At 53.0% G+C, this 19,084-nt stretch carries 16 protein-coding genes, 1 tRNA gene and 1 pseudogene; 4 read left to right on the forward strand and 14 right to left on the reverse strand.

Annotated features, from left to right (window positions below; genetic code table 11):
- Positions 1-189 precede the first annotated feature (189 nt).
- Positions 190-1,350, forward strand: coding sequence for a cyclopropane fatty acyl phospholipid synthase (gene cfa, locus BIY29_RS14400; protein ID WP_121575790.1), 1,161 nt, complete (start codon positions 190-192; stop codon positions 1,348-1,350).
- Between the two features lie 50 nt (positions 1,351-1,400).
- Here cfa and BIY29_RS14405 read toward each other — a convergent pair whose 3' ends face one another.
- Positions 1,401-2,036: a riboflavin synthase subunit alpha gene (locus tag BIY29_RS14405; protein ID WP_121575791.1), complete on the reverse strand. Its 636-nt coding sequence runs from the start codon at positions 2,034-2,036 to the stop codon at positions 1,401-1,403.
- Positions 2,037-2,368: 332 nt separating this feature from the next.
- On the opposite strand from BIY29_RS14405, the gene BIY29_RS14410 reads away from it, so the two are divergent.
- Both BIY29_RS14410 and BIY29_RS14415 read left to right on the forward strand, forming a co-directional pair.
- A complete protein-coding gene (locus BIY29_RS14410) occupies positions 2,369-3,739 on the forward strand; it encodes an MATE family efflux transporter (RefSeq protein ID WP_121575792.1) in 1,371 nt (456 codons plus the stop codon).
- Positions 3,740-3,938: 199 nt separating this feature from the next.
- A tRNA-Val gene (locus BIY29_RS14415) sits at positions 3,939-4,015 on the forward strand.
- A gap of 32 nt (positions 4,016-4,047) precedes the next feature.
- On the opposite strand, the gene umuC is transcribed toward BIY29_RS14415, so the two are convergent.
- The 3 genes from umuC to BIY29_RS20255 form a co-directional block, all read right to left on the reverse strand.
- Positions 4,048-5,310, reverse strand: coding sequence for a translesion error-prone DNA polymerase V subunit UmuC (gene umuC, locus BIY29_RS14420; protein WP_121575793.1), 1,263 nt, complete (start codon positions 5,308-5,310; stop codon positions 4,048-4,050).
- Between the two features lies 1 nt (position 5,311).
- Complete coding sequence (umuD, locus tag BIY29_RS14425; protein ID WP_147437160.1) at positions 5,312-5,731, reverse strand: translesion error-prone DNA polymerase V autoproteolytic subunit; 420 nt, start codon at positions 5,729-5,731, stop codon at positions 5,312-5,314.
- Positions 5,732-5,877: 146 nt separating this feature from the next.
- Positions 5,878-6,033 carry a hypothetical protein gene (locus BIY29_RS20255; RefSeq protein WP_170158948.1) on the reverse strand — a complete coding sequence of 52 codons (156 nt, stop codon included), beginning with the start codon at positions 6,031-6,033 and terminating at the stop codon, positions 5,878-5,880.
- Between the two features lie 384 nt (positions 6,034-6,417).
- Here BIY29_RS20255 and BIY29_RS14430 point away from each other — a divergent pair, with 384 nt between their 5' ends.
- Positions 6,418-8,817 carry a glycoside hydrolase family 3 N-terminal domain-containing protein gene (locus BIY29_RS14430; protein ID WP_121575794.1) on the forward strand — a complete coding sequence of 800 codons (2,400 nt, stop codon included), beginning with the start codon at positions 6,418-6,420 and terminating at the stop codon, positions 8,815-8,817.
- A 107-nt stretch (positions 8,818-8,924) separates the two neighbouring features.
- On the opposite strand, the pseudogene BIY29_RS14435 reads toward BIY29_RS14430, so the two are convergent.
- From BIY29_RS14435 to BIY29_RS14485, 10 genes and pseudogenes are all read right to left on the reverse strand, one after another.
- A pseudogene (locus BIY29_RS14435) lies at positions 8,925-9,053 on the reverse strand (IS110 family transposase); the annotation flags it as partial.
- Positions 9,054-9,183: 130 nt separating this feature from the next.
- Positions 9,184-10,104, reverse strand: a complete 921-nt coding sequence (gene ctlX, locus BIY29_RS14445; protein WP_121575796.1) for a citrulline utilization hydrolase CtlX — start codon at positions 10,102-10,104, stop codon at positions 9,184-9,186.
- 118 nt (positions 10,105-10,222) lie between these two features.
- Positions 10,223-10,996, reverse strand: a complete 774-nt coding sequence (gene hisP, locus BIY29_RS14450; protein ID WP_121575797.1) for a histidine ABC transporter ATP-binding protein HisP — start codon at positions 10,994-10,996, stop codon at positions 10,223-10,225.
- 32 nt (positions 10,997-11,028) lie between these two features.
- On the reverse strand, positions 11,029-11,733 hold the full coding sequence (locus BIY29_RS14455; protein WP_121575798.1) for an ABC transporter permease: 705 nt from the start codon (positions 11,731-11,733) through the stop codon (positions 11,029-11,031).
- Positions 11,730-12,416 carry a histidine ABC transporter permease HisQ gene (gene hisQ, locus BIY29_RS14460; RefSeq protein ID WP_121575799.1) on the reverse strand — a complete coding sequence of 229 codons (687 nt, stop codon included), beginning with the start codon at positions 12,414-12,416 and terminating at the stop codon, positions 11,730-11,732. The genes BIY29_RS14455 and hisQ overlap by 4 nt, the downstream gene beginning before the upstream one ends.
- Before the next feature lie 123 nt (positions 12,417-12,539).
- The gene (gene astE, locus BIY29_RS14465) at positions 12,540-13,535 is read right to left on the reverse strand and encodes a succinylglutamate desuccinylase (protein WP_121575800.1); all 996 of its coding nucleotides are present in this window, start codon (positions 13,533-13,535) and stop codon (positions 12,540-12,542) included.
- 12 nt (positions 13,536-13,547) lie between these two features.
- Positions 13,548-14,888: an N-succinylarginine dihydrolase gene (gene astB / locus BIY29_RS14470; RefSeq protein WP_121575801.1), complete on the reverse strand. Its 1,341-nt coding sequence runs from the start codon at positions 14,886-14,888 to the stop codon at positions 13,548-13,550.
- A gap of 62 nt (positions 14,889-14,950) precedes the next feature.
- Positions 14,951-16,435: a succinylglutamate-semialdehyde dehydrogenase gene (astD, locus tag BIY29_RS14475; RefSeq protein WP_121575802.1), complete on the reverse strand. Its 1,485-nt coding sequence runs from the start codon at positions 16,433-16,435 to the stop codon at positions 14,951-14,953.
- On the reverse strand, positions 16,435-17,469 hold the full coding sequence (gene astA, locus BIY29_RS14480) for an arginine N-succinyltransferase (RefSeq protein WP_121575803.1): 1,035 nt from the start codon (positions 17,467-17,469) through the stop codon (positions 16,435-16,437). The genes astD and astA overlap by 1 nt, the downstream gene beginning before the upstream one ends.
- Before the next feature lie 30 nt (positions 17,470-17,499).
- The gene (locus tag BIY29_RS14485; protein ID WP_121575804.1) at positions 17,500-18,714 is read right to left on the reverse strand and encodes an aspartate aminotransferase family protein; all 1,215 of its coding nucleotides are present in this window, start codon (positions 18,712-18,714) and stop codon (positions 17,500-17,502) included.
- Positions 18,715-19,084: the final 370 nt, after the last annotated feature.

Genomic DNA, 19,084 nt, shown 5'->3' on the forward strand with positions numbered 1-19,084 from the left:
ATACGGAATGTGCGTGTTTATCTTATGGATGAGTGCCCCTACGTGTTTGCGTACCGGCTTTTCTCTTTATTTGCTCTGATTATTCAGAGAGTAGACGATGGGCGATCCCCCACCGATACCGATTAATAGGTAAAAATTGTCTATGCTTTCCTTGCGGTTTCATCACGAGTAGCAAGGTAGGGAGAAGTTATGAGTTCATCATGTGTAGAGGATGTAGAGGAACTGGGCCGTCATAACACGTCCTGGTTTCAAATTGTGCGCGAAATGCTGGACATGGCCGATATCAAAATCAACGGCTCTCGCCCTTTTGATATCAAGGTTAAAAATCCTGGTTTTTTTAAACGCGTACTGCGTGAAGGATCATTGGGATTGGGTGAAAGCTACATGGATGGCTGGTGGGAGTGTGAGAGACTGGACGTATTTTTTCATCGCGTATTGCGCGCCGGACTGGATGAAAAATTGCCTCACCATCTGAAAGATGTCTTGCGTGTCGCTGCCGCACGGCTAGTAAATTTACAATCTAAAAAGCGCGCCTGGATAGTCGGTAAAGAGCACTATGATTTAGGCAACGACTTATTTTCGCTGATGCTGGATCCTTATATGCAGTACTCTTGCGGCTACTGGAAACAAGCATCTACGCTAGAGCAAGCGCAGGAAGACAAATTGGCGATGATCTGCGAAAAGCTGCAACTTAAGCCAGGAATGAAATTGTTGGATATCGGCTGTGGCTGGGGCGGACTGGCGGAATTTGCCGCACGCCGGTATGGCGTATCCGTCTGCGGCGTCACCATTTCCAAAGAACAGCAAAAACTGGCCCAGCTACGCTGCAAGGATTTGGATGTCACCATTTTGCTGCAAGACTATCGTGATCTGAATCTGCAATTTGATCGGGTCGTTTCCGTCGGGATGTTTGAACATGTCGGGCCAAGGAACTACGCAACCTATTTCCGGATTGTAAGTAAGAACCTTAAGCCAGACGGATTATTTTTACTTCATACCATTGGCGCAACAAAAACCAACTCTGAAGTCGACCCCTGGATTGATAAATACATTTTCCCTAACGGCTGCATCCCTTCAGTACAGCATATCGCTCATGCCAGCGAACCCTACATGGTGATGGAAGACTGGCATAACTTTGGCGCCGATTATGATCGAACTCTGATGGCCTGGCACGAACGTTTCCAGCAATGCTGGCCGGAGCTATCCGAACGCTACTCCGCACGATTCCACCGCATGTTCAGCTACTACCTCAATGCCTGCGCCGGTGCGTTCCGCGCCCGTAACATTCAGCTTTGGCAAGTCCTGTTCAGTATTGACGGTATCGAGGGCGGCCTGCGTGTTCCGCGCTGAGACTGATGTTAATCAGGCCGTTCGCGATCATTTCCCGAACGGCTTATTTTTTACTCTTCAGTAACCGGGGCCGGAGTCTGTTGGCTGGCTAATACCCGTTCCACCGTATCCACCACCGCCTGTGTCTGCGGGTCGATTTCGATATTCACCCGATGCCCCAGCCGCTTTTGTCCCAGGGTCGTACGATTTAGCGTTTCTGGAATCAAATGCACACAGAATCGGCTGCGGCTAACCTCGCCAATCGTCAGACTGATCCCATCAATTCCGATAAACCCCTTATGCAGCACATACTTCATCAGTGATTCGTCTGCCAGACGAAACCAAATCTGGTGGTTGTTTTCTGAAACCAGAATTTTCACCACTTCTGCGGTACAAATGATATGACCGGACATAATATGCCCACCGATCTCATCACCATATTTTGCCGCACGTTCAAGGTTAACGCTGTCGCCTTCGGTAATATCCCCCAAATTGGTCAGTCGCAGCGTCTCTTTCATTAAATCAAAACTGACGCGATCGCCATCTATCGACGTCACCGTCAGACAGCAGCCATTATTGGCCACAGAAGCGCCAGGGACTAATCCCGGCAATAATTCTGGCGGGAGTTTAACAACATGGGTACGAAAATTTGATTTTTCATTAATGGACACCACCGGCGCAGTGCCTTGAACAATACCGGTAAACATACACTTGCCTCTTAAAAAATGGCGTAAATAAAATGAGCGTTGGGCGATGCAGGCAACTCGCTCATTGCTGATTGATAGAGATGACTTTTATTCAGTTTGCCCCATATTACGTTGAAAACCAAACCTCATTGCCAAAATCGAGGAGCTGGTTAACCGCTACCGCACCTTCAATTAACAGCCTATCCCAGTAGGCTCTAATTTATTCTCCGTCAAGCTGGCTTACTTCTGACAAGCCGTTACAATATCAGCCTTGTTTCCAGCAGCGACACCCGCTGCATTTACCCGCATTCAATTATCCCGCTACCCGTTGAGTCAATTCAAGGAAGGTGTTTGTGCAGAAGTATTTGTCAGAGGCGCGTAAGTCATTGGCGCTCGCGGTTCCTGTCATCATTGCGCAAGTGTCTCAGACATCTATGGGTGTGGTTGATACCATCATCGCCGGTTCTTACAGCGCCACGGATATGGCCGCCGTTGCCGTTGGCACGTCTATCTGGCTACCCGCGATACTCTTCGGCCACGGATTATTACTGGCATTGACCCCGGTGGTTGCCCAATTGAATGGCTCCGGTCGCCGTGATCACATTGCTCATCAGGTTCAGCAATCCTTTTTTCTGGCGTTGATGGTTTCCCTGTTAATCATGCTGGCGCTTTACCAGGGGGAGCACATCATCCGCCTGATGAACGGCGACGCTCCCGAACTGGCTGAAAAAGCCGTTGGCTATTTACACGCACTGCTGTGGGGCGTGCCCGGCTATCTGTTCTATCAGGTTTTGCGCTGCCAGTGCGAAGGTCTGTCAAAACCCCAGCCGGGCATGGTCATTAGTTTAATCGGGTTATTAATTAACGTTCCGATTAATTATATTTTCATCTTTGGCAAATTTGGCGTGCCTGAAATGGGCGGAGTTGGCTGCGGCGTGGCGACCGCCGCCGTTTACTGGATCATGCTGCTGATGATGATAGCCTACACCAAACGTGCGGCCTGGTTGCGTGATATTAAGCCGCGCTCCCCTTTCAAACCAGACTGGCAGGCACTGAAGCGCCTGTCTAATCTCGGCCTGCCTATTGCACTGGCGCTGCTTTTTGAAGTGACGTTATTTGCCATCGTCGCCCTGCTGGTTTTACCCCTGGGCGTTGTTGACGTTGCTGGTCATCAGATCGCACTGAATTTCAGCTCATTGATGTTCGTTCTCCCGCTATCCGTTGGTATAGCGACGACAATACGTGTCGGGCATCGATTAGGAGAAGGCTCTGTAGATAATGCACGTATCGCTGCCTATACGGGGCTGATGACTGGCGTGATACTGGCGTTCTGTACCGCAATTTTTACTACGCTTTTACGCGAACCCATCGCCCTGCTTTACAACCAGGATCCGGACGTGGTGGCAATGGCCTCTCAGTTGATGCTACTGGCTGCCGTTTATCAAATATCTGATGCAGTGCAGGTTGTCGGCAGCGGTGTATTACGCGGATATAAAGATACCCGATCGATTTTTTATATTACATTCACCGCCTATTGGGGACTGGGGCTGCCCAGTGGCTATCTGCTGGCTTTAACGGATCATATCGCGCCACGCATGGGGCCTGCGGGATTTTGGTGGGGATTTATTATTGGCCTGACAGCGGCGGCGATCATGATGGTTACACGAATTCGCTGGCTCCAGCGCCAGCCTGCGGCACAAATCCTGATGCGGGCCGCCCGTTAATACTGATTTGGCCTCATAGTCAGATATACATACCAGTAAAGGGTGAAAAAAACAGCGGGATGAATAGAAGCGCAGCAATCGCACCGTATAAGGGAGCAAATTTGCATTTTTCTCCTTGCCAGCAGCGATATAGCCCGTTAATATTCTTCCCCGCTGTCAGGCTGACAGCCTGGTTTTAAACAAGTTTGTTCCCCTGAATGCGTTCTTAGCTCAGTTGGTTAGAGCACCACCTTGACATGGTGGGGGTCGATGGTTCGAGTCCATTAGAACGCACCATCAAGTATTATTCTCAACCAAACATAAAGCCGCTATCTGACGACTGGTAAGTCGGTATACCGGGTGGTGTATGCCGGAGAGAGCAGTTCCCGCTTCATCGACCATGATTTCTGAATACCTTGACCAGCAAACCAAACTTTCCCCTTTCCGCTCCGATTCAGCTCATCCAGCACATGCATCAGCGCGTCACCATTCTTCCGGGGCGCATGGTCGTCAAAAAGATTTAGCTGCGCCACCCCCTGACTGAAAAAATCGCTCAACATCACGCCAGCTTTCATATAACGGTGGCCCTCTCTCCAGATGCGATCCAGCGCCTCTGTTGCTACACGGATGATGTCCCGCGTGTCGTTGGAGGGGATCATCAGTTGGCCGGCAGCTTGATTTGAATAGAAAACTTCATCTTCGGCATGTGGACTTGTCCGTAGAAACACGCTGATGTGTCGGCAATACTGTTGTTCTGCCCGGAGTTTTTCCGCTGCGCGTTCGGCATACGCACACACCGCCTCCCGCATATCTTCATACCGGGTAATCCGCGAACCGAATGACCGGCTGCAAACAATTTGCTGCTTTATCGGCGCAAACGCGTCCAGTTCCAGACAAGGCTCGCCACGCAATTCCCGCACCGTGCGTTCCAGAAAGACATTAAAATGTTTACGGATCAGACTGGTTGAGCAATCCGCCAGGTGCAGCGCTGTTTCAATCCCCATCATATCCAGCCTCTTACTGATGCGGCGACCAACACCCCATACATCCGCTACCGGCGCCAGCGCGAGTAGTTTTCGCTGACGCTCGGGACGGGACAAATCCACCACGCCCCCCGCCTTTAACCATTTTTTTGCCGCATAGTTAGCCAGCTTGGCCAGCGTCTTCGTCGGTGCAATACCGACGCCAACCGTCAAATGCGCATGTCTTTGCACCTGTGAGCGCACCTCTCTGCCAAACTGTTCCAACAGCACGCCATTGCTGAGGCCGCCAATGTTCATAAAGGCTTCGTCAATGGAGTAAATTTCAATGTCTGGCGCCATCTCTTCAAGCGTTGCCATCACCCGGTTCGACATATCCGCATACAACGCATAGTTTGAACTGAATACGTGAACGCCATGCCGTTGCAGCGCGTCTTTTATCTTAAAAAACGGCGCCCCCATTATAATGCCCAGCTTTTTTGCCTCGCTGTTGCGGGCAATGACACAACCGTCATTATTCGACAGCACAACAACCGGTTTGCCTTTCAGATCTGGCCGAAATACTGTCTCACAAGCGGCATAAAAGCTGTTTACATCAACGTGTGCGAACATACTACCGGTTCGCTTTTATCGTGAATGTCACCACACCGAAGATTTCCAGCGCATCGTCCTTTCCAATACGAATTGGGCTGTATGCGCTGTTCATCGGAACCAGTTGTATATCGGGCTGGAGTTGCAGTTTTTTGACCGTAAACGCCCCATCGATCGCCGCAATCACGATGTCGCCATGTTCAGCCGTTATCGCACTATCGACAACCAGCATATCTCCGTCGCTGATGCCTGCTTCAGACATGGAATAACCGCTGGCACGGACGAAATAAGTCGCGCTGGGGTGACGGATCATCAGCTTATTGAGGTCAATGCGTTCTTCTACGTAGTCATTAGCAGGGCTGGGGAAGCCGCACTGCACCCGATCGGTGAAAAGTTGCAATTCAACTGGTTCCAGCAATTCTATTGTTTTTATGAAATTCACGATTTTTACCCCCTCTCGGAATACTGTATGTATACACAGTAATATCTTATTCAGGAAACAATCAAGCCTTCGCTCGACGGTTTTCCCCAATGACCTGATACTTCTGAATATTTAGTTTCGGTCAACCCTCCGGCATGTTGCCTTACTCAAGCGGCATCCGTTGGTTCGAGCAGTAAACGAAGGATGGATTGGCGGCTCGGCGGCGATACTTTTGCCTGAGACGCAGAGTTGGCGCCGTCAGAGAAAAGCCCTAGCCAAATCTCGCCATGCATACCGCCGTGCGGCGGATTTCTTTTATTCATCCATTACATCTATATATTTGCCCTTCATCACATTTATTGTAAAAAACAAAAAAACGTAATTTGGTTAGGAATTTCGACAATTGTTACTGCGAAGAAAAATAACCAATACTGAGTAGTAAAGAAATAATACCTGCGTCAATCAGAACGGATGATTTGGTTATTTTTCGCCCTATAAATGAGATCAAATAATAATGAATACCGTCGCTGTTCTCCGTGTCAAAAATAAAATTGGCTACGGTCTGGGTGATATGGCAAGCGTACTCGTCTGGCAAACCGCCGCCCAAATTAAACAACCGTAAGATTGCGGATATTGCCAGTAAAATGGCGGCAAAACGTTCGTTTTGAATCCCCGACAATTATCCCCTATTTATACAGGAGTAACATATGACTGCCATTTATAAGGATGCGAACCGTCCCATTGATGAACGCGTTGCCGACCTATTGGCGCGCATGACGCCGGAAGAAAAATTCGCCCAGCTCTATGCCTGGTGGCTGGTGTTATCCAGCGACGGCAATCATCGGCAGCGAGATGAATTGAATAACGAATTTTCCAGCGCCAGTGAGCAAACCGCGCAGGCTGAACGGATAGCATTCGGTATTGGTCAGATTACCCGGCCATTAGGCACCCATATTGTCGATGCCAGAGAAGGGGTAAAAGCGGCAAACCGGCTGCAAAAAACCCTGATGGAAGAGACGCGTCTGGGCATTCCGGCCTTGTTTCATGAGGAATGTCTGGTCGGATTACAGTGTAAAGGCGCGACGCTTTTCCCCTCGCCGCTTAACTATGGTTCCACATGGGAGCCGAAACTTATTGAGCGTGTGGCCCAGGCCATTGGTGAAGAGGCTCGATCAACGGGTTGCCAGCAGGGGCTGGCGCCGGTGCTGGACGTCTCCCGTGATGTGCGCTGGGGACGTACGGAAGAAACTTTTGGCGAGGATCCCTGGCTGGTCGGCCTGATGGCTACACATTTTGTCAAAGGGCTACAGGGTAAAAAACGCGACATGCTGGCGACCCTGAAACACTATGCAGGGCATTCGTTTAGCGAAGGTGGGCGTAACCATGCCCCGGTACATCTTGGTTTTTGCGAACTCAATGATACCTTTTTGCTGCCGTTTGAAATGGCAGTCAAACTGGCCAACGCGGGTTCAGTGATGCCAGCTTATCATGATATCGATAACCAACCGGCGCATTCAGATCACTTTTTGTTAACCACAGTGCTTCGGGAACAATGGGGATTCGATGGGCTGATCGTTGCCGACTACTCTGGCGTGAGGCTGCTTCATGAGCATCATGGCGTTTCACACGACGCTGCCGAGTCGGCTGCGCTGGCGTTTAACGCCGGGTTAGACATGGAACTGCCAAAAGATGATTGTGCCCGCTATTTGGCCGACGCCGTTGAGCGCCGCCTGATCACTATGGAAAAGATCGATGAGATTGTCTCTCGCGTGCTGCGTGAAAAATTCCGTTTGGGCTTGTTTGAAAAACCGTATACCGATGAAAATCAGGTGACATTGCAAACGGCTCAAACCAAAAAATTGGCGTATGAGGTGGCGACACGCTCCATTACCTTGCTGGAAAACGACGGCACGCTGCCGCTGAAAGGCCAGCCGCAGGTAGCGGTTATCGGCCCTACCGCCAATGACCCGCTGGCGCTGCTCAGTGGTTACAGTTTCCCGATACATCTGATTGTCAGCGACATGCATCAACAGACCACGCAGGTCATTACGCCACTGGAAGCGCTACGGGCGCAGTTGGGGAACGACAATGTGCGCTATGCCAAGGGTTGCCATATTATCGAAAAACGTATGGCGGGTGCCCCGGTCTTCCCTGGCGACAGTATCAATCAGCCGATGCAGCAGTCGCCCGTCTCGCGGGATACCAGCCTGATCCCGGAAGCGGTACGCATCGCTGGGCAGAGCGATATCGTCGTGCTGTGTGTGGGCGATCTCTCCGGGTTATTTCAAAGCGGCACCGTGGGGGAAGGATCTGATACCGACTCCCTCTCCCTTCCCGGCGTACAGCAACAACTACTGGACGCCCTGATCGCTACCGGCAAACCCGTGGTCGTGGTCATAACCGGTGGGCGGCCATACAACCTCGCTGGTCAGGAAGATTCGGTCGCGGCATTACTGATGGCCTGGGAGCCAGGACAGGAAGGCGGCAATGCGATTGCCGATGTGCTGACAGGAAAAGCCGAACCTGGCGGACGTCTGGTGATCTCGGTGCCGAAAAACGCCGGTGCAATGCCATACTATTACAATCACAAACTGAAGAGCAGCGGCACGCCTTTTGCTTTCCACTTCGGGGCGCGTTATCCGTTCGGATATGGAAAAAGTTGGACAACGTTTGATTACAGCCCACTGCAACTGGCAAGCCATACCGTGTCCGCAGAGGGAGGGACGGTACAGGTGGGCGTGACCATCACTAATACCGGCAAGACGACAGGCAGCGAGGTTGTGCAGCTCTACGTTCATGATAAAGTCGCGTCGATGGTTCGCCCGGTAAAGGAGCTGAAAGCCTTCCAGCGAGTGCATCTGGCCGCAGGCGAAAGTGCTCGTCTCATCTTCAGCTTACCCACCGACATGCTGAACTTTACCCGTCGAGATGGCCTGCGCGTGGTGGAGCCGGGCGAATTTGACATTCAGGTAGGGGCGTCCAGCGGGGATATTCGTAGCGTCTCGACGGTCAGGGTAACCGGTGATACGCAGGTGTTACGCGGAAACTGGCGGATGGTGAGTCACTGCGAAGTTGTGCAGGAATCCGGTATAAAAAGCGCGCCGTAGAGAGGGGGCGCTCGTCCACCGAAACACCGGAATCCAACGCCAGCTACAAAATTGCGCGGGGTAATACTGTACCAGATAATACAAAAGCCAGGCACGGCGGGCATACCTGCCAAAAACTTCAAGAGTTTGGCACGGGTAAATTTTTTATGGAGCAGCGCTTTACCTGATTTATCCAGGCAGTGAACGTGAAAGGAATGCTTGCCGAGATCGATAAGCGTAAGCGTAACGTTTTGCATGATAGTCTTCTCCAGAAAGCAAAACACCCTGTCAGCGTACCGCTCACAGGGTGGTGGGGATCATCTCATTAACCGCCCGAACGTAATCAAAACACGGGTGGGCGGTAATCAATACGTTAAACCAACAAAATTACGGCGCTCTCTTATCAAGAAAAATTTCGGCTATCATGCATCTTGCGCCACCGCCGCCTAGTGTTTCAATAATATCGATCGGGGCAAGCACAATTTTAGCGTAGCTGGAGAGAATATCTTTTTGCTGCGACGAAAACGCATTCCATGCCTGGGTTGACATGGCGTATACCGGGGAGCCATCAGCGGATTTGAGTTCAAGCATATTGGCGCAGAAAGATTTCATTTGCTGGTAAGTAATCTCGATAACCTGCTTTCCAGACTGCGTCAGAGACGCCGTTACTTTTTGCGCTTCATCCTTATCAGTGATGGACTCCAAACAAACAACAGCGTATTTTTTGCCCACCGTCATCATAACGTTGGTATGGTAAATAGGGTGATTATTCTGATCGCAGGCATTAAACCACACGGCCTGATATCCGGTTATTTTTTGTAATTCATTCATAACCTCAACCGAACTACGCGAGGAATAGCAAATATAAGCAATCTTGTTTTCATGATCGCAAACCAAGCACCCTGTTCCTTCAAGATATTTACTCTGCTTTTCAAAATAGGACAGATCGTGAAAACTTTTTATCACAAAATTTGCTTCTATCGCACTGATGATATCCCGGCGGCGTTCTCGCCTGCGATTCTCGGCTTCCATCGGGTATACAATGACACGGCCTTGATTATCTAACGTAATCCAGTTATTAGGGAAAATTGAATCAGGTGTATTATTGGCCGCATCATCCTCAAAAACGAGAACATTCACGCCTGCCACCTTCAACCCATCGACATAGCTATCAAATGCGGCAAGCGCCCGCTGTTGTACATTGTCTGAAATATAATCTGACTGCTGAAAATAATTTGTTCTGGCCGTTTCTTCATTAATTTTAAATAAAGAAGGCCGTACCATAAAAATAGTATCTGTGGTCTGCATTTTTTCACCTGAATAAAAACACATGCAATCTTTCATACCCTAAAAATTAGAAATCCACGTACCATGCGCAAATCCCCCCGCTATAACGTCACAGCGTGCGTCATAAAACGGCACCGCGTTATTTTAGCGAACCGGAAAGAAACTGCTGCAAACGAGGGCTTTTCGGATTACCGAACACCTCGGACGGCGATCCCTCCTCTTCAATGCGCCCCTGATGCAGAAAGACCACATGGCTGGATACATGGCGGGCAAACTCCATTTCATGGGTGACCACCACCATGGTTTTTCCCTCTTCCGCCAATTGCTGCATGATTTTTAAGACTTCCCCGACCAGCTCCGGGTCGAGCGCCGACGTCGGTTCATCAAACAACAGCACTTCCGGCTCCATTGCCAACGCACGCGCAATCGAGACGCGCTGCTGCTGACCGCCGGAGAGATTAACCGGATACTTAATCTGCTGACGCTCGTCAATGCCCACTTTGGACAGATAACGTACAGCACGTTCTTTTGCCTCCGCTTTACTGATCCCCAGTACCTGAATCGGCGCCTCCATCACATTTTCCAGCACCGTCATATGGCTCCACAGATTAAAGTGCTGGAACACCATAGTCAGACGCGTGCGCAGCAACTGTAACTGTTTCTTGTCGAACACTTTCAACTGGCCGTCACTATCTCGAACCAGACGAATTTCCTCATCATTGACCCAGATGGTTCCTTCGCTCGGTTTTTCCAGGAAGTTGATACAACGCAGAAAAGTGCTTTTCCCCGAACCAGAAGAACCGATGATTGAAATAACGTCTCCCGCCTCGGCAGATAACGAAACCCCTTTGAGCACTTCATGTTCGCCATAATGCTTATGCAATTCGGTAACGACTAATTTTTTCTCTGACATAATTTATTCTCATGTTAATGATGTGCAGGTGATTAGGGTCTCAGGTGAGCCAGCCAGCGATTTTCCGCTTTACGGAACAGGCTGATGAGTACATAGGAGATAGCCAGATAGATGACGGCGGCAATCCCAAAAGCGTAAAAAGGCTGATAGGTGGCGGCGTTAATGTCACGCGCAATTTTCAGCAAATCGGGAACCGTGGCGGTAAAGGCCAGCGCCGTGGAATGCAGCATCATAATGACTTCATTGCCATAGGCCGGCAGCGATATACGCAGTGCGGAAGGCAAAATAATACAGCGGTACATTTTAAAACGTGAGAAACCATACGCGTTGGCCGCCTCTATCTCACCATGCGGCACCGAACGTATCCCCCCGGCGAAAATTTCCGCAGTATAGGCACAGGTATTGAGTATCAGCGCCAGAATAGTACAGTTCATGCCGCTGCGAAAAAAGGCGTTGAGCAATTCAGTGCCGCGTACCACCTCCAGCGTATAGACGCCGGAATAAATCACCAGCAGTTGGACATAGAGCGGCGTACCGCGAAATATATAGATATATAGCCAGGCGGGGAAACTCAGCCAGCGAATTGATGAAACCCGCGCAACCGCCATCGGCACGGCCAGCAGGCCGCCGATAACCACCGAGATAATCAATAGCCACAGCGTTATCGCAATACCGGTAAAACGGTAACCATCACTCCACAGCAGTGACTGCCAGTACTGTTGTAAAATATCAATCATAGCTCGGCCCTCCTGACACCGATGGAATAACGTCGTTCAAGCCACAGCAGCACAACATTGGAAATGGTGGTGAAAAACAGGTAGATCGCCCCGGCTACCAGAGCATAGAAGAACGGTTGCCAGGTGCCTTTGCCTGCCAGTTGGGTGGCCTTGACCACATCGTTCAACCCCAGAATGGAAACCAGCGCCGTCGCCTTGAGGATAATCAGCCAGTTGTTGCCGATACTCGGCAACGCGAAACGCATCATGGCCGGAAACAGAATGCGGCGAAAAATCTGCGCGCCGCTGAAACCGAACGCAGTGGCCGCCTCAAGTTGCCCACGCGGCACCGCCATAAAAGCGCCCCGGAAGGTTTCCGTGAAATAGGCGCCGTAGATAAAAGCCAGCGTAATAATCCCTGCGGTCAGCGGGTCGATATTGATTTGGGCGACGCCCAAAAATTCGGTGACGTGATTGAGCGCGATCTGCAATCCATAGAAGATCAGCAGCATCAGCACCAGATCCGGTACGCCGCGGATCAGGGTGGTGTAGATATTGAACACGGCGGCCAGCGAGCGGTAGCGGGAGAGCTTGCCACCAGCGCCGATAAGGCCGATAACCACCGCCAGCAATACTGAACTCAGCGCCAGTTCCAGCGTCACCAACGCGCCGTCGAAGATAAGTTTATTGTAGCCCTGCAACATGCGTCGCTCCTCTGTATAGCATCATCATTCGATTAGTGTTCCATTCGGGAGCACTCTCCTTCAGAGAGGATCCGGTTGCATTAAGGTAAAATAGGTACTCTGCGCGTCCCTGCCGCCGTACCGTTAACGGCCAGCTTGCGATGCCATCTCGGTCAACACCAGCCCGGCCCGTAATCCCGGCGCCACCTCAGGATTGGGAAACAGAATCCATTCGCGCTCATGCTCCACCCGGTAACGCTCCTCAGGCTGTTCGCACAGCAAGGTTCCTTTGGCGAAACAGGTGAAATTGGCGGTATCGTCAGCGAGATGTAGCCGAAACGCCTCACTGTGTTTAATCAGCGAGTGGGCCACGCGAAACCACGCCAGCGGCGGCCCGCGCCGCGCCGGTAACGTCGTACCGCTCACCTGCGCCCGCAGGGCGCAATCAATAGCGCTAAACTGATGCAGATCGTTGCAGCCAAACGCCCTCGCTTTACCCAGTTCCAGCGTACAACTGTCCGCCTGCAACCGCTCACTGCTGAAATGGCTGAAAGTCCCCCCCGGTTCACTATGCACCACCAGCGCATCCAGATTGGCCGCCGTCAGACAGGCCAGCATTACGCCGCCATAGGAACGTGTCTGGTAAGGCAACAGCCCAAAGCGCGGCATCTTCGAATCACGGATCGCAGTATGCAGATCATAATGGAGACGATCCACTCCGCTCTGCGGCGCATCGGCGGCGAAAAATGCCGTCAGCGCCTGCTCCAGTTCGCGTGCTCGCGCCGTTTCGCCGCTAGGAGCAAATTGCGCATAGCGGCCGCCGAACATCCGGTTCATATCGCTATGCAGGTAGCGTTTACCGGCGCGCATTGCCGCCGGATTACCCAGCACCAGCAACAGCCGTACTGTCAGCGCCAGCCTTCCGGCCAACAGGTCATTGACCAACCGATCAAGTAGCTCAATCGGCGCTGTTTCATTGCCGTGAATCCCCGCCGACAACACCACCGCCCGTTGATATCCCGCATCCGGCGTCAGTTCCAGCAGCCCCTCGCCCCACCACCGCCAGTGCAGCCCGGCGGCTTCGCCGTGCGTCGGTTGAGGATCATCACCGCGCAGCGTCAGCGCTAAAAAGTCGTTCATGCCGTTGGTTCCCTACTGTTGGAAGGAGTAGACCGATCCCAGATCAAGAATCGACGTCAGGTTATCCAGCGCTTCGCGCCCTTCCCGCAACAGCAGCGGATCGGCCAGATCATCCTGGGTCAGCCGGTCACGGTAGTAGCGTTCAATCCACTGGTCAAGTTCGACAAATAAGCGGTCATTCATCATGACCCGCGGATTAACCGCCTGCCGTTCCTGTGCATTGAGCGCCACCCGCAGCCGCAGACAAGCCGGCCCTCCGCCATTACGCATACTCTCACGCAGGTCAAACACCTTGATATCGTCGATCGGCCCCCCGGACGCCGCCATCTCACACAGATAATTCCAGACGCCGGTATGGTGACGCGACTCCTCCGGCACCACAATGGTCATCCTGCCGTCTGGCCGGGTGAGGATCTGGCTGTTAAACAGGTAGGTGCTCACCGCATCGGCAACCGAAACCCGGCTGTCCGGTACTTCAATTGCCACCAGATCGTGTTCTATCCGCGCCATTTTGCGGCGGATGGTTTCCAGCGCCCGCTGTTGATGCAAGAACGCTTGCTGATGGTGGAACAGCACCTGCTGATTACTGACCGCGATCACATCGTTGTGAAATACCCCCTGGTCGATAACCGCCGGATTCTGCTGCACATACACCGTGTACTGCGGATCGAGCTGATGCAGACGGGCAACGGCCTCACTGGCCTCACGCGTTTGACGCGCCGGATAGCGCTGCGGCCCAGGCTCGTTGCCAAACTGATGCTGGCCGTAAACAAACACCTGTATGCCGCGGCTGCCATAATCGCCGCTCAGACGGTTATGATTTGCCGCGCCCTCATCACCAAACAGCGCAACCTGCGGCAGCGCCTGATGATGGGCAAAGTGCGTTTGGTCACGAAAAATAGCCTGTAACACGGCAGACGTAGTTTGCGCTTCGATCGCACGGTGAAACTTGTTGTTCAGGTTAGCGGCGGTAAAATGCACGCGTCCGTCAGCGCTGTCGGCTGATGGCGACACCGTGGCGGCGTTCGCCGTCCACATTGCCGAGGCGGAACTGAGCGCCGACAGCAGACGAGGCGACTGACGCATCACCTGCGCCAGCACGGTTTCGTCGCTGCCGCTGAATCCCAGCCGCCGCAGCATCGGTAAATGAGGCCGCTCCTGCGGCGGCAACACCGCTTGCGGATGACCGAGATCCGATAGCGTCTTCATCTTCAGCAGCCCTTGCCTGGCCGCCAGTTTCGGGTTAGCGATACTATTCTGATGCCGCGTCGAGGCTTCGTTGCCGAATGACAGACCGGCGTAGTGATGGGTTAACCCCACCAGTCCGTCGAAATTGACTTCATATCCGTGCATGTAGACTCCAGAAAACGGAAAATTACCTGATGCACCGCATCTTTTTCACGGCTAACCGCCGGTCAGTTCGCCGCAATATTAAATGACAACCCCGGCGTCAGTGTGGCGGGTAACGCCAGCGTTTCGCTCTCCAGCGACGCCATCGGCCAGGCGCAATAGTCTGCGGCATAAAAGGCGCTGGCGCGATGGTTGCCCGACGCGCCCACCCCGCCGAATGGCGCAGCGCTGGACGCGCCGGTAAGCGGTTTGTTCCAGTTGACGATCCCGGCACGCGCCTCCAGCAGCAGCCGGTCGAACCGATCACGGCGTGGCGACACCAGCCCTACCGCCAGTCCGTAGCGCGTCCGGTTGGCGATACGCAGCGCCTCATCAAAGTCGTCATAGCGGATGACGCACACCAGCGGCCCAAAATATTCTTCGTCCGGCACATCAGCCACACCGGTGATATCAACAATACCCGGCGTCAGCAGCGCGTTGTTTTGCTCCGGTCTGGTCATTGCCAACAGGGATGTGGCGCCCAGCTCCAGCAGTTGCCGTTGGGCGGCAATCATTTTTTCCGCCGCCTGCGCGGAGATCACCCCCCCCATAAACGGCTGCGGCTCGGCATCCCAGCGGCCAATGCGCAGATTACGCGCCACCTCGATAAAGCGTTGCACAAAGGCGTCGCCTTCCTCGCCACGTTTTACCAGTAAACGGCGCGCACAGGTGCAACGCTGTCCGGCGGAGATAAACGCCGACTGGATCGCCAGATTGACGGCGGCATCACCCTCCGTGACCTCATCAACGATCAGCGCATTGTTGCCCCCCATTTCCAGGGCAACGATCTTCTCCGGCTGGCCTGCCAACTGACGATGCAGTTGATAGCCGGTGTTGGCGCTGCCGGTAAACAGCAGGCCGTCCGTCTGCGGATGGGCCGCCAACGCTTCGCCGGTGGCGCGACCGCCCTGCAACAGATTCAGCACCCCATCCGGCAGGCCCGCCTGCTGCCATAGCCGGACGGTTTCCTGTGCGGTAAGCGGCGTCAGTTCACTGGATTTGAACACCACACAGTTTCCTGCCAGCAACGCGGGCACAATATGGCCGTTGGGCAGATGGCCGGGAAAATTGTAGGGGCCGAACACCGCCAGTACCCCATGTGGCCGATGGCGTAACGACGCGGCGCCGTCGGCCAGCGGGGTGTAGCTTTCACCGGTGCGCTGCTGGTAGGCACGCACGGAGATAGCGACCTTGCCGATCATCGACTGGACCTCCGTCAAGGTTTCCCAGCGCGGTTTACTGGTTTCGCGGCTGATGACCGCGGCCAATGATTGCTGGTGCTGCGCCAGCAGATCGGCAAAACGCTGTACCACCGCCACCCGCTGATCCAGCGGCAGGCGCGCCCAGACGGGAAAGGCCGCTCTGGCGGCAGTGCAGGCGTCGGCGACATCGGTCGCATCCGCCGCCGCGCCCTGCCACAGTAATTGGTTATCCAGCGGATCGGTTTTACTGAATTTCGCGCCGCGGCCCTGCCGCCAGGCGCCATTGATAAACAGAGCAGAATCCGTCATCAGCGTTCCTCCGTGGGATTGAGCGTAATAATGCGGGCCTGATCGCCATTTCTCAGCGCCAGCGCCTCTGCGGCCACGGGATCAATACGCAATAGGTCATCGTTTGGATCGGTCTGTACCAGCATTGCGCGATAGTGCTGATAGTTATCATTGGCGGCCAGACAGACCGGCGCGTCAATTGACGACGGCGTTTCCATCACTTTCACTTGCTTAGAGCGGCTCTCTTTGACCGCCCGCAGTTCGTCAATGTCTGCTTCCAGCGTTGCGCCGCCATCAAAAATATCGACATAGCCGCGATAGCGCAGACCTTCCGACTCCAGCAGTCGGCGGGCGGGTTCGGTATGGGGATGCACTCGGCCAATCGCCTCACGCGCACTCTCAGACAAAAAATCAACGTACAGCGGATGTTTCGGCATCAGTTCGGCGATAAAGGCCTTCTGGCCGATGCCGCTCAGGTAGTCCGCCTGCGCGAAATCGATGGAAAAGAAGTGGTTGCCTACGCCTTCCCAAAACGGGGAGTGGCCGTTGTCATCGGAGTAACCGCGCATTTCAGCGATCACTTTGGCCGCAAAGCACTCACGAAAAGCGGCCATAAAGAGAAAACGCACCTTGGACAGCAGTTTGCCATTCTGATTGTGGCGGTAATCGCGGTCGAGAAACAGTGTGCAAAGTTCGCTGTAGCCCGTGTGATCGTTACTCAGAGAGAGCGTCGGCATCGCCTTGTAAACATTAAGCGTTTTTGAGGCATGAACCAGTGTGCCGACACGAAAATTGTACCAGGGCTCATTCAATCCTACCGCCACTTCCAGCGCACTGACGCCAACTACGCGCCCGGCGTCGCTATCTTCAAGTACGAACAGATACCCCTGTTCGGCTGCGTGCAGTTCTCCTTTCCAGGTTTTCTGCGCACGAGTAATACGGGCGGACAGAATCTCTTCATTTACCGGCAGCGTGGTCAGACCGACGCCGGATTTACGCGCCAACGCCAGTAAATCAGGTAAGTCGCGGTGTGCGACGGGGCGAATCATCATCATCGTAACATCAACCTCTTCCTGTTCACCGCATTAACCGGGAAAACGCTCAATCGCACGCGAAAAACGCAGTAAACCTTGCTCAATATCACCTTCAGGAATAATCAGCGACGGCGCAAACCGCACCACATCCGGCCCGGCAATCAACGCAATCAACCCTTCTTCGCTTGCCAGTTGGGTCAGTTGTTTGGCCTTGCCCGCATAGTCGCTGTTCAGTTCGCAGCCGATAAGCAGTCCTTTGCCGCGAATATCAGCAAATATATGATATTTATCATCAATTTCCTTTAAGCCAGCGATAAACAGTTGGTGACGGCGTTGTACGCCATCCAGTACCTCCGGCGTATTGATCAAGCTGACCACCGTATTGGCCACCGCCGTCGCCAACGGATTACCGCCATAGGTGGTGCCATGCGAGCCGACCGAAAATGCGCTGGCAAAAGCGTCGGTGGTCAGCATGGCGGCGATCGGGAAACCGCCGCCCAACGCTTTGGCGGTGGTCAGCACATCAGGAACCACCCCATACTGCATATAGGCATAGAGACTCCCGGTACGTCCGACGCCGGTTTGCACTTCATCAAAAATCAGCAATGCGCCGTGTCGATCGCACAGATCACGCAACCCTTTAAGAAAAGCAGGATCAGCCGGCAGTACGCCGCCTTCTCCCTGAATGGGTTCGACGATCACCGCACAAGTCTGTTCATTGATTGCCGCCTCGGCGGCAATCAGATCGTTGTAGGCAATATGGTCGATCCCGCCCGGCAGCGGGGCGAAATCCTGTGAATATTTTGGCTGTCCGCCGGCGCTGACGGTAAACAGTGTGCGGCCATGAAAAGCATTATTGAAAGCGACGATGCGGTTCTTGTCTGCGGCGCCGCTGTCACGGGCATATTTACGCGCCAGTTTAAGCGCCGCTTCATTCGCTTCCGCCCCGGAATTGCAGAAAAACACCTTGTCGGCAAAAGTGGCATCGATCAACTGCCTGGCCAACCGCAGCACAGGCTCGTTGGTATAGCCGTTGCCAATGTGCCACAGCTTGCCCGCCTGTGCGGTGAGCGCCGCCAGCACCGCCGGGTGGCAATGCCCCAGCGCGTTAACCGCAATGCCGCCGGCAAAATCAATGTACGATTTCCCTTGTTGATCCCACACGCGGGACCCTTCGCCACGCTCCAGAATAAAATCGGCGGGAGCATAGACAGGCACCATTCGCTCGTCAAAATCCTGACGGGTTATCGCTATTGGTTGTTGCATATTGACCTCATTTCGATCGGCAAAATGCCGAAATTTGTTGCTATCAACAGTTTGAATACCAAATAAGGCAAAATAGAAAATAAATAAAAATATGAAGTTGATGACGAACCCATCGCGGAGAGATCGAGATACCCGGTCTCATCGCACCGAGGGGCGCTGTCCCTAATATCAGACTTTATCAGCAGTCTGAAATATGTTCTTTTTTTCATCATCTGGTTCGTATCAAAAACAGGCACGAAAAACTCAGCAACTTATTATTATTTATCTAATGACATCCCTATTGGCACCACTGATATAAATACTGATTATTGGCAAATTAATACCTTCCCTCTGCCCGGTAATAGACATAGAGCAGCTATCGTGCCAGAAG

The sequence above is a fragment of the Brenneria alni genome (assembly GCF_003666245.1).
In the GTDB taxonomy this organism is placed as follows: domain Bacteria; phylum Pseudomonadota; class Gammaproteobacteria; order Enterobacterales; family Enterobacteriaceae; genus Brenneria; species Brenneria alni.

What these genes read in the sequence shown, in the direction of transcription:
- astD (WP_121575802.1), bottom strand. Translation starts at nt 16,435, where the DNA reads ATGACGGATTCTGCTCTGTTTATCAATGGCGCCTGGCGGCAGGGCCGC.
- umuC (WP_121575793.1), bottom strand. Translation starts at nt 5,310, where the DNA reads ATGTTCGCACACGTTGATGTAAACAGCTTTTATGCCGCTTGTGAGACA.
- hisQ (WP_121575799.1), bottom strand. Translation starts at nt 12,416, where the DNA reads ATGTTGCAGGGCTACAATAAACTTATCTTCGACGGCGCGTTGGTGACG.
- BIY29_RS14485 (WP_121575804.1), bottom strand. Translation starts at nt 18,714, where the DNA reads ATGCAACAACCAATAGCGATAACCCGTCAGGATTTTGACGAGCGAATG.
- BIY29_RS14430 (WP_121575794.1), top strand. Translation starts at nt 6,418, where the DNA reads ATGACTGCCATTTATAAGGATGCGAACCGTCCCATTGATGAACGCGTT.
- astE (WP_121575800.1), bottom strand. Translation starts at nt 13,535, where the DNA reads ATGAACGACTTTTTAGCGCTGACGCTGCGCGGTGATGATCCTCAACCG.
- BIY29_RS20255 (WP_170158948.1), bottom strand. Translation starts at nt 6,033, where the DNA reads ATGAATAAAAGAAATCCGCCGCACGGCGGTATGCATGGCGAGATTTGG.
- astB (WP_121575801.1), bottom strand. Translation starts at nt 14,888, where the DNA reads ATGCACGGATATGAAGTCAATTTCGACGGACTGGTGGGGTTAACCCAT.
- ctlX (WP_121575796.1), bottom strand. Translation starts at nt 10,104, where the DNA reads ATGCAGACCACAGATACTATTTTTATGGTACGGCCTTCTTTATTTAAA.
- cfa (WP_121575790.1), top strand. Translation starts at nt 190, where the DNA reads ATGAGTTCATCATGTGTAGAGGATGTAGAGGAACTGGGCCGTCATAAC.
- BIY29_RS14405 (WP_121575791.1), bottom strand. Translation starts at nt 2,036, where the DNA reads ATGTTTACCGGTATTGTTCAAGGCACTGCGCCGGTGGTGTCCATTAAT.
- BIY29_RS14455 (WP_121575798.1), bottom strand. Translation starts at nt 11,733, where the DNA reads ATGATTGATATTTTACAACAGTACTGGCAGTCACTGCTGTGGAGTGAT.
- astA (WP_121575803.1), bottom strand. Translation starts at nt 17,469, where the DNA reads ATGATGATGATTCGCCCCGTCGCACACCGCGACTTACCTGATTTACTG.
- hisP (WP_121575797.1), bottom strand. Translation starts at nt 10,996, where the DNA reads ATGTCAGAGAAAAAATTAGTCGTTACCGAATTGCATAAGCATTATGGC.